At 70.9% G+C, this 14,865-nt stretch carries 12 protein-coding genes; 7 read left to right on the forward strand and 5 right to left on the reverse strand.

Annotated features, from left to right (window positions below):
• Positions 1-111: 111 nt before the first annotated feature.
• From ABD211_RS14705 to ABD211_RS14720, 4 genes are all read right to left on the reverse strand, one after another.
• The gene (locus ABD211_RS14705) at positions 112-777 is read right to left on the reverse strand and encodes a potassium channel family protein (protein WP_344130980.1); all 666 of its coding nucleotides are present in this window, start codon (positions 775-777) and stop codon (positions 112-114) included.
• Complete coding sequence (locus ABD211_RS14710; protein WP_344131004.1) at positions 770-2,104, reverse strand: TrkH family potassium uptake protein; 1,335 nt, start codon at positions 2,102-2,104, stop codon at positions 770-772. The genes ABD211_RS14705 and ABD211_RS14710 overlap by 8 nt, the downstream gene beginning before the upstream one ends.
• Before the next feature lie 308 nt (positions 2,105-2,412).
• Positions 2,413-2,781, reverse strand: coding sequence for an FKBP-type peptidyl-prolyl cis-trans isomerase (locus ABD211_RS14715; protein WP_344130983.1), 369 nt, complete (start codon positions 2,779-2,781; stop codon positions 2,413-2,415).
• A 74-nt stretch (positions 2,782-2,855) separates the two neighbouring features.
• Complete coding sequence (locus ABD211_RS14720) at positions 2,856-4,358, reverse strand: MFS transporter (RefSeq protein WP_344130986.1); 1,503 nt, start codon at positions 4,356-4,358, stop codon at positions 2,856-2,858.
• 168 nt (positions 4,359-4,526) lie between these two features.
• Between ABD211_RS14720 and ABD211_RS14725 the strand changes: the two genes are divergently transcribed.
• The 3 genes from ABD211_RS14725 to ABD211_RS14735 all read left to right on the forward strand — a co-directional run bounded on the left by ABD211_RS14725 (position 4,527) and on the right by ABD211_RS14735 (position 7,982).
• Positions 4,527-5,399 (forward strand): proteasome assembly chaperone family protein, encoded by an 873-nt coding sequence (locus ABD211_RS14725; protein WP_425560410.1) that lies wholly within the window; start codon positions 4,527-4,529, stop codon positions 5,397-5,399.
• Between the two features lie 165 nt (positions 5,400-5,564).
• The gene (locus ABD211_RS14730; RefSeq protein WP_344130989.1) at positions 5,565-6,194 is read left to right on the forward strand and encodes a TetR/AcrR family transcriptional regulator; all 630 of its coding nucleotides are present in this window, start codon (positions 5,565-5,567) and stop codon (positions 6,192-6,194) included.
• Positions 6,195-6,365: 171 nt separating this feature from the next.
• Positions 6,366-7,982: a glycoside hydrolase family 53 protein gene (locus ABD211_RS14735; RefSeq protein ID WP_344130992.1), complete on the forward strand. Its 1,617-nt coding sequence runs from the start codon at positions 6,366-6,368 to the stop codon at positions 7,980-7,982.
• Positions 7,983-8,045: 63 nt separating this feature from the next.
• On the opposite strand, the gene ABD211_RS14740 is transcribed toward ABD211_RS14735, so the two are convergent.
• On the reverse strand, positions 8,046-10,169 hold the full coding sequence (locus tag ABD211_RS14740; RefSeq protein ID WP_344130995.1) for a beta-galactosidase: 2,124 nt from the start codon (positions 10,167-10,169) through the stop codon (positions 8,046-8,048).
• A gap of 182 nt (positions 10,170-10,351) precedes the next feature.
• On the opposite strand from ABD211_RS14740, the gene ABD211_RS14745 reads away from it, so the two are divergent.
• Genes ABD211_RS14745 through ABD211_RS14760 form a run of 4 tightly spaced genes read left to right on the forward strand, consistent with a single transcriptional unit; the run spans position 10,352 to position 14,572 of the window.
• A complete protein-coding gene (locus ABD211_RS14745) occupies positions 10,352-11,659 on the forward strand; it encodes an extracellular solute-binding protein (RefSeq protein WP_344130998.1) in 1,308 nt (435 codons plus the stop codon).
• A gap of 37 nt (positions 11,660-11,696) precedes the next feature.
• A complete protein-coding gene (locus tag ABD211_RS14750; protein WP_344131000.1) occupies positions 11,697-12,638 on the forward strand; it encodes a carbohydrate ABC transporter permease in 942 nt (313 codons plus the stop codon).
• Positions 12,635-13,534, forward strand: coding sequence for a carbohydrate ABC transporter permease (locus ABD211_RS14755; protein WP_344131002.1), 900 nt, complete (start codon positions 12,635-12,637; stop codon positions 13,532-13,534). Before ABD211_RS14750 ends, ABD211_RS14755 begins: the two co-directional genes overlap by 4 nt.
• A gap of 57 nt (positions 13,535-13,591) precedes the next feature.
• Complete coding sequence (locus ABD211_RS14760; RefSeq protein ID WP_344131009.1) at positions 13,592-14,572, forward strand: LacI family DNA-binding transcriptional regulator; 981 nt, start codon at positions 13,592-13,594, stop codon at positions 14,570-14,572.
• Positions 14,573-14,865: the final 293 nt, after the last annotated feature.

The raw sequence follows: 14,865 nt of genomic DNA on the forward strand, positions 1-14,865 counted from the left end.
GGTGGCGGTGGCGGTGGCGACCACGGTGACGGCAGCTTCGGCAGCTGAGTTGTCCGCAACGGCAGGTTGGGCGGGCCCTCCGGGGCCCGCCCTTCGCCTGTCCGGCCGGCGTCAGGTGCTCGCCGCGAAGCGCTCCACCTTGTCGGTCGGCCCGGCGACGATGAGCAGCGCGCCGGCGCTCACCACGGTCTCCGGCCGGGCGTACGCGAAGTCCGCGCTGGGTGTCTTGGTGCCGACCACGGTGACGCCGAAGTGGGTACGGAGGGCCGCGTCCGCGAGGGTGCGGCCGACCGCCGAGGCGGGCGCGCGGACCTTGGCGATCGCGAAGCCGTCCTCGAACTCGATGAAGTCGATCATCTTGCTCGTGATGAGGTGCGCGACCCGGCCGCCCATGCTGGCCTCGGGGTAGATCACGTGGTTGGCGCCCATCCGCGCGAGGATCATGCCGTGCCGGCGGCTGATCGCCTTCGCCCAGATCTCGGTCACCTTGAGCTCGGTGAGCGCGAGCACGGACAGCACGCTCGCCTCCAGGTCCGTACCGATCCCGACGACGGCGCGGCCGATGTCGCCGACGCCGAGCTGCCGCAGCGCCTCGACGTCGGTGGAGTCGGCGGCGACCACATAGGTGAGCCGGTCCGCGAACGACTGCACGAGCCGCTCGTCCGAGTCGATCCCGAGCACCGGGTGCCCGAGGCGGACCAGCGACTCCGCGACCGCGCCGCCGAAGCGGCCCAGCCCGATGACGACGACGGCGTCAGATCTGTCCAACTCAGCCAACGATCGGCCTCGCTTCCGGGTAGCGGTGCAGGCTGGGGCGGGTGTTGAGGGCGAGCGCCGAGGCGACGGTGACCGTACCCACCCGGCCACAGAACATCAATACGACGAGTACGAGCTGAGCCTGCGCGCCGAGGTTGCCCGTGACGCCGAGCGACAGGCCGACCGTGGCGAATGCCGACACCGACTCGAACAGCGCGCGTTCCAGCGTGAGCCAGGGCGAGGTCGTGAGCAGCGCGAGGCAGCCCAGCGCGCACAGGGCCACCCCGCCCAGCGCGACGCTGATCGCCTGCCGCTGGGTCGTCTCGGCGACGCGCCGGCGCCCGATCACCACGTCGGGCTCGCCCTTGATCTCGGCCTTGATGACGTACGCGAGGAGGAAGAACGTGGTGACCTTGATGCCGCCGCCGGTGCCGGCCGAGCCGCCGCCGATGAACATGAGCCCGATCGTCACCGCGATGGTGGCCGGCAGCATGGCGCCGTAGTCGACGCTGTTGAGCCCCCCCGAGCGCGGCATGGCGCCCTGGGTGAACGCGGCCAGCACCTTGTCCGCGACGCCGAGCGGGCCGAACGTGTCCGGGTTGCCCCACTCGAAGGCGAGCATCACGCCGAACCCGACGACCAGCAGCACGATGGACCCGGCGACGGTGAGCCGGGTGTGCGTGGACCACCGGGCCGGCTTGCGGCCCGTCCACCACAGTTCGAACATGACGGGGAAGCCGAGGCTGCCGGCGATGACGCCGAGGGTGAGGGGCAGGCAGATCCAGGCGTCGCCGACGAACTGGGTGAGGCTGTCCGACCAGAGCGCGAAGCCGGCGTTGTTGAACGCGGACACCGCGTGGAACAGCCCGTACCACAGCGCTCTGCCGAAGGCGTAGTCGTAGCCGAGCCAGAGACGGCCGGCGACCACGACGAGGATCAGCGACTCGGCGACGGCCATGACGATGGCGATCCGGGCGAGCACCCGGCCCGGGTTGTTGAGGTCCAGCGCCTGGTTCTCGGCGCGGGCGAGCAGCCGCCCGCGCAGCCCGAGGCGGCGGCCCACCGCGATGCTGAGCAGCGTCGCCATCGCCATCACGCCGAAGCCGCCCACCTGCGTGAGCACCATGATCATGACCTGTCCGAACGGCGACCAGTAGGTCGCCGTGTCCACCACGGTGAGGCCGGTGACGCACACCGACGAGGTCGCGGTGAACAGGGCGGTCACGAACGGCGCGGCGCCCGCCCCGGCCCGGGCGGGAGGCAGTGCCAGCAGCACGGTGCCGATCGCGATGACGGCCAGAAAGGCGATCGGGACGAGCCGCACCGGGTGGCGAACCCTCCGACGCATGATCCTCCGACCGCCGCGCGTGCCGTTCATGGGTACTCCATCTTGGGGTGCGGCGTCGAGGGCCGGGAGGTCACCACGCCGGTGGGGTCGTGACCGGCACCACAGCCGGGACGGGAAGCGATCGCGGGGTCCGCTCGTTGTACCAGCTGTCGGTGTGTCCTGTGTCCCCGGGCCTCACCAAACTGCCTTCGCGGAATACCGTCCGGCTGGAGCCGCGTCGCGCCACTCGCCGAGAGGCGACCGGCACACCGACCTGCGTGGGACCGGCCCGCGGTGGTTCACCGCGGGCCGGTTTCGCGTTTAGCGGGTCAGTTGACGGCGAGCAGGTCGACGACGAAGACGAGCGTCTCGCCGGGCTTGATCACGCCGCCCGCGCCGCGGTTGCCGTAGCCGAGGTGGGCCGGGATGGTGAGTTGCCGGCGGCCGCCGACCTTCATGCCCGCCACGCCCTGGTCCCAGCCGGCGATGACCTGACCCGCGCCGAGCCGGAACGAGAAGGGGTCGCCCCGGTTGTAGGAGGCATCGAACTCGCGGCCGGTGGACAGGCCCACGCCGACGTAGTGGACGGTCACCTGCTGGCCCGCGGTCGCCTCCTGGCCGGAGCCCTCGACGAGATCGGTGATCTCCAGGTTGTCGGGCGCCTCGTCGGGTAGTTGTACGGTCGGCTTCTCAGTCATGGTGCCGATCCTAGGCACGGTCGCGTCGCGACCGCGCGGCGAACGCGCCCGGCGCGCGATATCGGTATGCGATATCAGTCGGCGGCCCGGGCGGGCACGGTGTGCGCGACGGCGGCGGCGGCCTGGGCCACGTGCGAGGAGTCCGGGTGCGCCACGCGGTGCCGGCGGGCGAGCAGGCACAGCAGGATGCCGACCGCCGACATGATGGTGAGCAGCAGCGACGCCCGCGCCATGCCCTTGGCGACGGCGTCGCCCGCCGCCGCCCACGCCGCCGTGGCGTTGGCGGCCACACCGCTGTAGACGGCGGCGCAGGCCGCCACGGCGACGGCCGACCCCACGTAGCGGGCCATGTTCGACACGCCCGAGGCGGCCCCCACCTGGGTTGCCGGCACGACGGTGGTCGCCATCGCGGACGCCGGGCCGTTGGTCAGGCCCATGCCGACCGCGATCGCCACCAGCGGCAGCACGAACATGGCGTATTCCCAGTCGAGTCGGGTGCCGGCCAGCACCCCGAAGCCGACCGTGGAGATGACGAACCCGAGGCCGATCGTCTGCCGGGTGCCCAACCGCGCCGCGATCGCGCTCACGAACAGCGAGATGACGAGCATGCCGAGCATGGCCGGCAGGGTGGCCACGGCCGCCGTCAGCGGGCTCATGTGCAGCGTGGCCGGGTCCTGCAGGTAGATGCTCAGGATGTACATCAGGCCGTTGATCGCGGCCGCGCCGATGAGGATCACCAGGGTCGCGCCGACGAGCCGGCCGTTGCGCAGCATGGCCAGGTCCAGCAGCGGCGCCGCCGAGCGCTTCTCCACCGCGACGAAGGCGACCAGCGCGCCCGCGGAGAGCGCGAAGCAACCCAGCGTCGCCAGTGACAGCCAGCCCCACGAGCTGCCCTCCGTCAGCGCGAGGATCACCGGCACGAGCACGACCGCGATGAGGACGGTGCCGAGCACGTCGATGTCGCGCGGCCGGGTCGGGTCGCTCGACTCGGCCACCCCGCGCAGCGTCACGGGCACGCAGGCGGCCGCGATGACCGCGTCCACCCAGAACAGCCCCTGCCAGCCGGCGATGTCGACCAGCGCGCCGCCGAGCAGCGGCCCGACCGAGGCGCCGACGGCCGACGCCCCGCCCCACAGGGACACCGCCCGCACCTGCGCGTCCCCGGTCGTGGCGACGGAGATGAGGCTCATTCCGCAGGCGAGGATCGTCGCGCCCGAGGCGCCCTGCACGGCGCGGCCGGCGATGACCGCCCACCCGGAGTCGGACAGGCCGATCCACACGCACGAGACGATGAACAGCAGCAGCCCGTACAGGAAGATCCGCCGGCGGCCGAAGATGTCGCCCATGGTCCCGGAGGTGACGATCACCGCCGCGCCCACCAGGGAGTACGCCGTCACGGCCCACTGCAGCTGGGCCACGGAGGAGCCGACGTCGCGGCTGATGGCGGGCAGCAGGATGCTCACCGCCGAGGTGTTGGCGTTCACCACGAGCGCGGACACGCAGGTCGCGATGAGGACGGCGGTGGCGCCGCCGCGCCCGTCCGCCGTCCTCATCGCCGGGGCTGATCTATCCGTCACAGTCTGGATTATGCCCTTTTGTCGCATGAGGTGTTCGCCACCGGCGCAACGTCGGTGGTCCCGGCGCGGGGTACGGTTCAGCGAGGACCTTCGTGACGCACTGACGAGGAGTACGTGGTTTTGGGCGACCCGCGGGAGCTGTACGAACTGGCCACCGACCTGCCCGACATGGGGCAGCCCGTCCTGATCCAGGCCCTGACCGGCTTCGTCGACGCCGGCGCGGCCAGCCGGCTGGTCCGCGAGCACCTCCTCGACACGCTCAATGGCGAGGAGGTCGTGACCTTCGACCTCGACCAGATGCTCGACTACCGGGCCCGCCGCCCGATCATGGACTTCGTCGAGGACCACTGGGCGTCCTATGAGGAGCCCAGGCTCGTGATCAACCTGCTGCGCGACGCGCAGGAGACGCCGTTCCTGCTGCTCGACGGGCCGGAGCCCGACTTCGCCTGGGAGCGGTTCGTGACCTCGGCGATGGACGTCATCGACCGCCTGGGCGTCCGCCTGACCGTCGGGCTCAACGCGATCCCCATGGGCGTGCCGCACACCCGCCCGGTCGGGGTGACCGCGCACGCCACCCGCCGCGAGCTCATCACGGGCTACGAGCCCTGGCTGCAGCGCGTGCGGGTGCCGGCCGGCGTCGGCCACCTGTTGGAGTACCGGCTGGGCCAGCGGGGCCGCGACGCGATCGGGTTCGCGGCGCACGTGCCCCACTACCTGGCGCAGAGCGACTACCCGGCGGCCGCCGAACAGCTGCTCGCGTCCATCTCCAAGGCGACCGGCCTGCTGCTGCCCACCGAGGCGCTGCGCGAGTCGGCGGAGGAGGTCCGTAGCTCGGTCGACGCCCAGGTGGCCGAGTCGGACGAGGCCACCAACCTGGTCCGGGCCCTCGAGCAGCAGTACGACTCGTTCACGCTCGGTCGCGACGGCGGCGCCAACCTGCTCGCGGCGGCGGGGCCGCTGCCCACCGCCGAGGAGCTCGGCGCGGAGCTCGAGCGGTTCCTCGCCGAGCACACGAACCCGGGCGACCAACCGCCGGCCTGACGTGTTCCGGTGCGACCGCCCGCCGCCCGGCGGCGGCTGATCGCACCGCGACCTGCGACGACATCCCGGACCACGGCACCGGCCTACTGATCGCGAGGTAGGCCGGATGACGCACCGTCGCGGGGATTACCGCTAGGCTAGCGGCTCCCGGGATGGAGGAACCACATGGGCGACGTCGACAACCGGCGGGGCGGTCGGGCGCACAACCGGCGCGACGAGATCCTGCGGGTGGCCCTGGAGACGTTCGCCGAGCGGGGCTACCGGGGCACCTCCCTGGCCGTGGTCGCCGAGCGGATCGGCCTGACCCAGCAGGGCGTCCTGCACTACTTCCCGACCAAGCAGGCGTTGCTGGTCGAGGTGCTCAAGCTCCGCGACGCGGAGGACTACCAGCGTTTCGACGGGGGCAGCGACGAGCCGCACCTGGACGGCATGCGTCACCTGATGGAGTACAACGCCACCCGGCCCGGCGTGGTCCAGTCCTTCACCGTGCTGTCCGCTGAGAGCGTCACCGACGCGCACCCCGCCCGGGAGTACTTCATCGCGCGGTACCGGGTCGCGCGCGAGCACCACGTGGCGGGCCTGCGCGAGGAGCTGGGGGAGCGCCTCGCTGCCGGGCTCACTCCAGAGCAGGCCTCCGCGCTGCTCGTGGCCGTGATGGACGGTCTGCAGCTGCAGTGGCTGCTCGACCCGGACCAGGTCGACCTGGTCGACCTGGTCGACGCGTTCGCCCGGCTGCTGCGCGAGGGCGCGACGCCGGCCGTCCCGGCGGTCGCGGGCGCCGTGGCCGACGCATAGACGATTTCCGCTGGGTTGACAGCGGGCGGGTCGCCGTGCGACTGTGACGCTTCACAGTGGTCGATGTCGATGTGTTGCCACCCGTCGGTCGGCCGCTGCGGCGGTGGCGAGACGCACCGGGTGTGCCATGGCTGTGAGCGCTCCCTGCATGATCCGACACCGGAGGACTCCATGTCCGACTCCACCACGTCCCCCACACCACCCACGGCACGCCGGCGCAGGGTGCCGCGCCGGCTGCTCGCGCTGGGTGCGGCGCTCGCCACGGCCGCGACGGTCCTCGTCGCCGCGCCGTGGGCGACCGCGGCCAGCACCCTGACCAACCCCGGCTTCGACAGCAACGGGGCCAGCCAGACGCCCACCGGCTGGTCGGAGTCCGGCACCGTGGCGGCCAGCAAGTCCGAGTACGGCGGCCGCAACGGCGGCTACCACCTCGCGCACTGGGCGTCGGCCGCGTACACCGTCGAGACCACCCAGACGCTGACCGGGCTGACGGCGGGCACCTACACGATGACCGCCTGGACGCGCTCCAGCGGCGGGCAGGGGGCCTCCTACATCTCGCTGCGCAACTGCGGCAGCTCCGAGGTGATGGTCTACATCCCCACCTCGACCAGCAGTTGGACGCAGATCTCGGGCAGCATCAACGTCACCTCCGCCGGCAACTGCACGGTGGTCATCCGGTCACGGGCCAACGCGAACAACTGGATCAACGTGGACGACGTGACGTTCACGCGGTCCGGCTCCACGGGCGGGGGCAGCAGTACGATCTCGATCCGCGGCGTCGACCTGTCCGCCCTCAAGAAGAACGAGGACAAGGGCGCCCTGTACTACGACGCGAACGGCAACCGCGGCGACGCCATCACGATCCTGCGCAACGGCGGCGCCAACTACGCCCGCCTCAAGGTCTGGGTGAACCCGGCCGACGGCTACAACAACAAGGCCCGCGTGCTCACCATGGCCAGCCGGATCAAGGCGGCGGGCATGAAGCTGCTGGTCGACTTCCACTACTCCGACTCGTGGGCCGACCCGGGTCACCAGACCAAGCCCGCGGCCTGGTCGGGCTACTCGTTCGCGCAGCTGCGCGACGCCGTCTACAACCACACGTACGACGTGCTCAACGCGCTGAGGAACCAGGGCACCACGGCCGACATGGTGCAGGTCGGCAACGAGCTCAACGCGGGCATGCTGCTGCCCGACGGCACCTCGCAGAACTTCTACAACCTCGGCCAGCTGCTCAAGTCGGGCATCAACGCGGTCAAGGCAGTGAACACCGGCACCCGGGTGATGCTGCACCTCGCCGAGGGCGGCAACAACTCGCTGTTCCGCTGGTGGTTCGACGGGGTCGTCGGCCAGGGCGTGCAGTTCGACGTCATCGGCGCGTCGTACTACCCGTACTGGCACGGGTCGCTGTCCGGCCTGCAGGCCAACCTCAATGACATGGCCACCCGGTACAACAAGGACGTCGTCGTGGTCGAGACCGCGTACGGCTTCACGACCGCGCAGAAGGACGCGCACGAGAACATCTTCAACTCGTCCCTGGCGTCGGCCGGCGGCTTCCCCGCCAGCGCGCAGGGTCAGGTCGACGAGCTGAAGGCGGTCTACAACGTGGTCCGCAACGTGCCCAACAACCGCGGTCTCGGCGTCTTCTACTGGGAGCCGGCGTGGACGGCGGTCGCCGGCAACGGTTGGGATCCGACCAACCCGAACTCGGGCAACGCGTGGGAGAACCAGGCGATGTTCGACTACAACTCGCGGGCGCTGCCCGTGGTGGCGGTCCTCGGCACCGCCTGACCCATCCGGAACGACCCGCGGGGCCGGCGCGATGCGCCGGCCCCGCGGTGTGTCCGCTGTGCGCTAGCGGGGGGTCGCGACCACCCGTACCGCGCCGGCCGGCACGGTCACACTGCCCGCGCAGGGCATGCCGGTGAGCAGCTCCATGCCGGTGGCGGCGACGGTCGCGTCGTCGTCCCGGTGGTTGATGATCACGATGTACGACGCGTCGGGACCCGAGCGCCGCACCACCTCCACGTCGTCGGGGATGCCGGCCGGCGGCACGAGGCCCACCCCGGCGTAGGCGATCCGTAGGATCCCGCGCAGGTCGTCGCCGTGCGTGCGGGTCGACACGTACCAGGCGTGGCCGGCGCCGTAGCGGTGGTGGGTGATGGCCGGGCCGCCGGCCGCCGGGCCGTCGACGTACGTGGCCACGGCGGTGGCGCCGCCCAGCCGGACGTCCTCGGCCCACACGTCGCCCGTCGACCCGTCGGACAGGCGCACCCGGTCGCCCTGGCGCAGCGGCAGGAACTCGTCGACCTCCAGGCCGAGCAGGTCGCGCAGCGCGCCCGGGTGCCCGCCCGGGTAGATCGCGTCGTCCGCGTCCACGATGCCCGAGAAGTACGACACGACGACGCTGCCGCCCGCGTCCACGTACGAGCGCAGGTTCGCCGCGGCCGCCGGCGTCGTCAGGTACAGACTCGGGACCACCACCAGCGGGTACGCGCTGAGCTCGGCCTCCGGGTGGACGAAGTCGACCGTCAGGTGGTCGCGCCACAGCTGCCCGTAGTACGCCTCGAGGCGCTCGCGGTAGCCGAGGTCGGCCGAGGGCCGCCATTCCAGCTCCAGCGCCCACCAGGCCGGCCAGTCCCAGACGACCGCCACGTCGGCGGTGACCCGGGTGCCGCGAAGCGGACGCAGCGAGCTCAGGTCCAGGCCCAGGTCGACGACCTCGCGCCAGATCCGGGTGCCGGCGCCGCCGTGCGGCAGCATCGCCGAGTGGAACTTCTCGGCGCCGCGCCGGCTGGCCCGCCACTGGAAGAACAGCACCGAGTCCGCGCCACGCGCCACGTGCGACAGGCTGTTGCGCCGCATCTGCCCGGGCCGCTTGGCGACGTTGCGGGGCTGCCAGTTCACCGCGCTGGTGGAGTGCTCCATGAGCAGCCACGGCCGGCCGGCCGACACCGAGCGGGTCAGGTCGGCGCACATGGCCAGCTCGACGTGGTTGTCGAGGCGCTCAGCCTGCAGGTAGTGGTCGTTGGACACGACGTCGACCTCGCCGGCCCACTGCCAGTAGTCCAGCGCCTTGCAGTTGGCGAGCTGGAAGTTCGTGGTCACCGGGATACCGGGCGCCAGCTCGTGCAGGATGTCGCGCTCGCGGCGGAAGTTGGCCAGCAGCGCGTCGGAGGTGAAGCGCGCGAAGTCCAGCCGCTGGGCCGGGTTCACCACCGTCGCCGCCGCGCGCGGCGCCTCGATCTGCGCCCAGTCGCCGTAGCGCTGGCTCCAGAACAGCGTGCCCCACGCCTCGTTGAGCGCGTCCAGGTCGTGGTAGCGGGCACGCAGCCAGTCGCGGAAGGCGGCCGCGGACACGTCGCAGTAGCACTCGCCGACCGGCGCGCCGTACTCGTTGTAGACGTGCCAGAGCACGACGGCGGGGTGGGTCGCGTAACGGCGGGCGAGCTGCGTGGTCACCCGCGACGCAGCGACCGCGTACTCGGGGGAGCTGGGGCAGAAGCCCTGCCGGCCGCCACTGCCCAGCACCTGCCCCTCGCGCGTCACCGGCCGCACGTGCGGGTGACGGTGGGAGAACCACGGCGGCGGCGCGGCGGTGGGGGTGCCCAGGTCGACGGCGATGCCGGCGGCGTGCAACTGGTCCAGCAGCCGGTCGAGCCAGTCGAAGGAGAACAGGCCCTCCGTCGGCTCCAGCTTCGCCCAGGCGAAGATGCCCACGCTCACGAGGTTGACCCCGGCCTCGCGCATGAGCGCGATGTCCTCGGCCCACACGTCCTCCGGCCACTGCTCGGGGTTGTAGTCGCCGCCATAGGCGATGCCGGCCGGCCGCCGCGGCCATCGCGCCGGCGCGACACCGGGCACCACGTCGAGCGTGGTGTCCAATGTGGCCGGACTGTTGCCGAAGCGCAACGAGCTGTTGGCGGGACCGCGATGGGGGTCCGCTGGGCTGGCCGGTACGGCCGTCAGTGGGTGCATGTGCTGTCTCCAGGCTGTGAGCGCTCCCAACATCCTCCGTACAGCTTACGGCGTTGTCTAGGAGCAAATTTTGGAACTAGGTGCCTATTGACACGTGCCGGAAACGCCCCAAGACTGTGAGCGCTCACAGCCATGAAACACCACCGCAATCTTGACCATGCTCACAATGCCGGAGGGCGTTTATGCGCATCGCACGACGGAGGACCGCTGCGGTTCTCCTGCTCGGCGTCAGCCTTTTCGCGGCCGCGTGCAACAGCGGCGGCGACAACGGTGGCGGCACGAAGACGGACGAGAAGGTGGAGCTCACCTTCTGGACCTGGGTGCCGAACATCGACAAGGTGGTGGAGAAGTGGAACTCCACGCATCCGAACATCCACGTCACCGCGAGCAAGCAGGCTCAGGGTGACGAGGAGGTCACGAAGCTCCTGACCGCCGCCAAGGCCGGCAGCCCGCCGGACCTGGCCCAGGTCGAGTACCAGGCCCTGCCCACGCTGGTCAGCAACGACGTGCTCGCTGACATCAAGGACAAGGTCGGCAACGCGAAGAGCGACTTCGCCGACGGTGTGTGGCAGACCGTCACCCTGGGCAGCGACGCGGTCTACGCGATCCCGCAGGACGTCGGCCCGATGATGCTCTACTACCGCGAGGACCTCTTCAAGAAGTACGGCCTGACCGTGCCGAAGACCTGGGAAGAATTCGCCGCCACGGCGCGTGCGGCGAGGAAGAAGGCCCCCAAGTCCTACCTGACCACCTTCTCCTCGGGTGACCCGGGTTGGTTCGTGGGCCTGGCCCAGCAGGCCGGTGCCTCGTGGTGGGGCGTGAACGGCGACACCTGGAGTGTCTCGGTCAACGACCCGGCCACCAAGAAGGTCACCGACTACTGGAGCGGCCTCGTCGCCGAGGGCGTCGTGGACAGCAAGCCCATGTACACCCCCGAGTGGAACAAGTCGCTCAACGACGGCACCCTGCTGGCCTGGCCCAGCGCGATCTGGGGTCCCGGCGTGCTGGCCGGCAACGCGGCCGACACGAAGGGCAAGTGGGCCATGGCGCCGCTGCCGCAGTGGGTCGCCGGGGAGAACAAGACCGGTAGCTGGGGTGGCTCGACCACCGCGGTGACCGAGGGCTCGAAGCACAAGGACGCGGCCGCGCAGTTCGCCGTCTGGCTGAACACCGACCCCGAGGCCGTCGCGGCCCTGGTCCGCGAGGGTGGCATCTACCCGGCGTCGAAGGCGGCCCAGGCCGGCCCGGCGCTGGCCACCGCGCCCGACTTCTTCCCGAACCAGCCTGACTTCTACGTCACGGCCAAGGGCATCGCCGACACGGCGGCCGGCTTCACCTTCGGCCCCAACGTCAACGTCGCGTACAGCGCGTACAAGGATGCCTTCGCCAAGGCCATCGCCGACAAGGCCCCGTTCGGCGGCGCCCTGGACACCATGCAGACGACGACCCTGGACGACCTGAAGAAGGCCGGCTTCAAGGTCGCCGGCTAACCACCGCCCCATACAGAGTCGGCACAGGAGCGCACACATGTCCGTGGACGCAACACCTGCCGGCCGGTCGCGGAAGCGTACGGCACCGAACCTGGTGCCGTACGTCTTCCTCGCCCCGGCGGTGGTCCTCTTCACCCTCGTTCTGCTGGTCCCCATCGGGTACACCGCGTACCTGAGCTTCCGCAAGGTGAAGGTCTCCGGCCTCGGCCTCGGCAAGGGGTCCCGCAAGGAGATCTTCGCCGGACTCGACAACTACCAGGCGACTTTCACCGATCCGGAGCTCTGGGCGGGCGCGCTGCGCGTGCTCGGGTACGGCGCGATCCTGCTGCCGGCCATGCTGCTGTCAGCGCTGCTGTTCGCGCTGCTGCTCGACGCGCCGCGCACCCGGTTCGCGCGGTTCGGCCGGATCGCGATCTTCCTGCCGTACGCCGTGCCGAGCGTGGTCGCCTCGCTGCTGTGGGGCTTCCTCTACCTGCCGGCGGTCAGCCCGCTGCACTACGTTCTCGAGCGGTTCGGCGTCGAGGGACCCGACCTGCTCGGTCAGGGCTCGATCGTCGGGGCGTTGGCCAACATCGGCGTCTGGGGCGGCGTCGGCTTCAACATGATCGTTATCTACACCTCGCTGCGGGCCATCCCGCGCGAGCTGTTCGAGTCGGCCCGCATCGACGGCTGCTCGGAGTGGCAGATCGCCTGGCGGATCAAGATTCCGCTGGTGACGCCGGCCCTCATCATGACCACCGTGTTCTCGCTCATCGCGACGCTGCAGGTCTTCACCGAGCCCACCACGCTCGCGCCGATGACCAACTCGCTGTCGTCGACCTGGACCCCCCTGATGAAGATCTACCGGGACGCCTTCGTGCGCAACGACCTCTACTCGGCCGCCGCCACGTCGATCGTGATCGCCGGGATCACCCTGATCCTCTCCTTCGGGTTCCTGCGTGCAGTGCAGAATCGCGCCTTCGGATCGGAGGATCAATGAGTACGGCCCTGGCGACCGACAGGTCCGTCAGCACCCACAAGCACCCGCCGGCGCGCCCGCAGAAGCAGCGCAGAACGAGTGTCCTCGGCACGGCCGCCCTCATGCTGGGCGCGCTGTACTGCCTGACCCCGGTCGCGTGGGTCGTCATCGCGGCGACGAAGAGCCGCGACGACCTGTTCGACACGCTCACCTTCATGCCCGGCACGTCGTTGTTCGAGAACATCCACGACCTGACCACCTACCGGGGTGGCATGTTCTGGGAGTGGACCGCCAACACCGCCTTCTACGCGGGCGCGGGCGCGTTCCTCTCCGCGGTACTTTCCGGGCTTACCGGATACACACTCGCCAAGTACCGGTTCCGGGGACGGAACGTCATCTTCAACATCCTGCTCGCGGGCGTGCTGGTGCCGGCCGTCACGCTGGCGATCCCGCAGTACCTGTTGATGGCGAAGGTCGGCCTGACCGACTCGTATTGGTCGGTGCTGCTGCCGAGCATCGTCAGCCCGTACGGCATGTACCTGGCCCGCATCTACGCGGCGGCCGCGATCCCGGACTCGTTGATCGAGGCGGCCCGCACCGACGGGGCCAGCGACGTGCGCATCTTCAGCATGATCGCCCTGCCGATCATGCGACCTGGCCTGGTTACGGTGTTCCTGTTCCAGTTCGTGGCGATCTGGAACAACTTTCTGCTCGCGTTCGTCATGCTCAGCGATGACCATAAGTTCCCGCTGACTGTGGGCCTGTACACGCTGCTCAGGCAGGGCAACACCACCCCCGCGCTGTATACCCTGGTGATCACCGGTTCGCTATTGTCGATCTTGCCGCTCGCGGCGTTGTTCCTGACATTGCAGCGATACTGGCGTATCGACCTGCTCTCCGGAGCCACCAAGGGGTAGATCAGCATGACCGTGGTGAGACAGTCCAACGGTCCGGCACGCCGGCCGCGGCCGACCATGGATGACGTGGCGGCCGTGGCTGGCGTCTCCCGCGGGACCGTCTCGCGCGTGCTCAACGGCGGCCGCAACGTCAGCCGGCCCGCGGCGGAGGCCGTCGCCAAGGCCATCCGGCAGACCGGGTACGTGGTGAACCAGCACGCCCGCAGCCTGGTCACCCAGCGCTCCCAGTCCGTCGCGTTCGTGCTGACCGAGCCGCAGGAACGGCTGTTCGAGGACCCGAACTTCAGCCTGCTCATGCACGGCTGCACGCAGGCCCTCGCCGAGCACGACATCACCCTGGTCATGACCATCGCCGGCACCCCGGAGGAGCGGCCCCGGGTCACCCGGTACCTCACCTCCGGGCACGTCGACGGGGCACTGCTGGTCTCCACCCACCGGGGCAACCCGTTGCTGGACGACCTGGCCGCGCAGGACCTGCCCGTGGTCGCCTGCGGCAAGCCCATCGGGTACGAGCGCCGGGTCGCCTACGTCGGCGTCGACGAGCGCGACGGCGCCCGCCAGATGGTGGAGTACCTGACCGGCCTGGGCCGCCGGCGGATCGGCATGATCACCGGCCCGCTGGACACGGCGGGCGGCATCGAGCGGCTCGCCGGCTACCGGGAGGTCCTCGGCGAGGCGGGCGACCCGTCGCTCGTGGTGACCGGCGACTACACCCGGGCCAGCGGCGAGGCGGCCATGGAGCGGCTGCTCGCCCAGGCGCCCGACCTCGACGCGGTCTTCGTCGCCTCCGACCTCACGGCGGCCGGCGCCCTCACCGCGCTGCGCCGCGCCGGCCGGTCGGTGCCGGGTGACGTCGCGGTAGGCGGCTTCGACGACTCGAGCATCGCGCTGACCTCACAGCCGGCCCTGACCACTATCCGCCAGCCGTGGGCCCGGATCAGCAGCGAGATGGTCCGGCTGCTGCTCGGTCTCGTGGCCGGCGACGCCCCCTCCGCCGTCACGCTGCCCACCGAGCTGGTGGTGCGCGAGTCCGCCTGACCCCGGCGCGGCCGGTCGGGCGGCCCGGCCCAGGGTGGCCCGGGCGGCGAGCCTCTGCACGACCGGCGTCCACCAGCGCGGCGCGGCGTCCAGGCCGCGCCAGGACTGCCGCAGCAACGCCCGGGTGATCAGGCCGTCGAGGCGCCCGAGCGGGCGCGGGATTCGTGATCTCATCGTGGTCTGCACCGCCTCCACCGTGTTCAACGAGGAGGCGGTGCGCACGCCGGGGGGTGTCGCCCGGCCGGGGCTCAGCGGGGCGGGCGGGCGTAGGCGGGGGAGAGGCGGCCGCCGGT

Origin of the sequence: Luedemannella flava (genome assembly GCF_039528515.1) — a bacterium.
Lineage (GTDB): Bacteria > Actinomycetota > Actinomycetes > Mycobacteriales > Micromonosporaceae > Luedemannella > Luedemannella flava.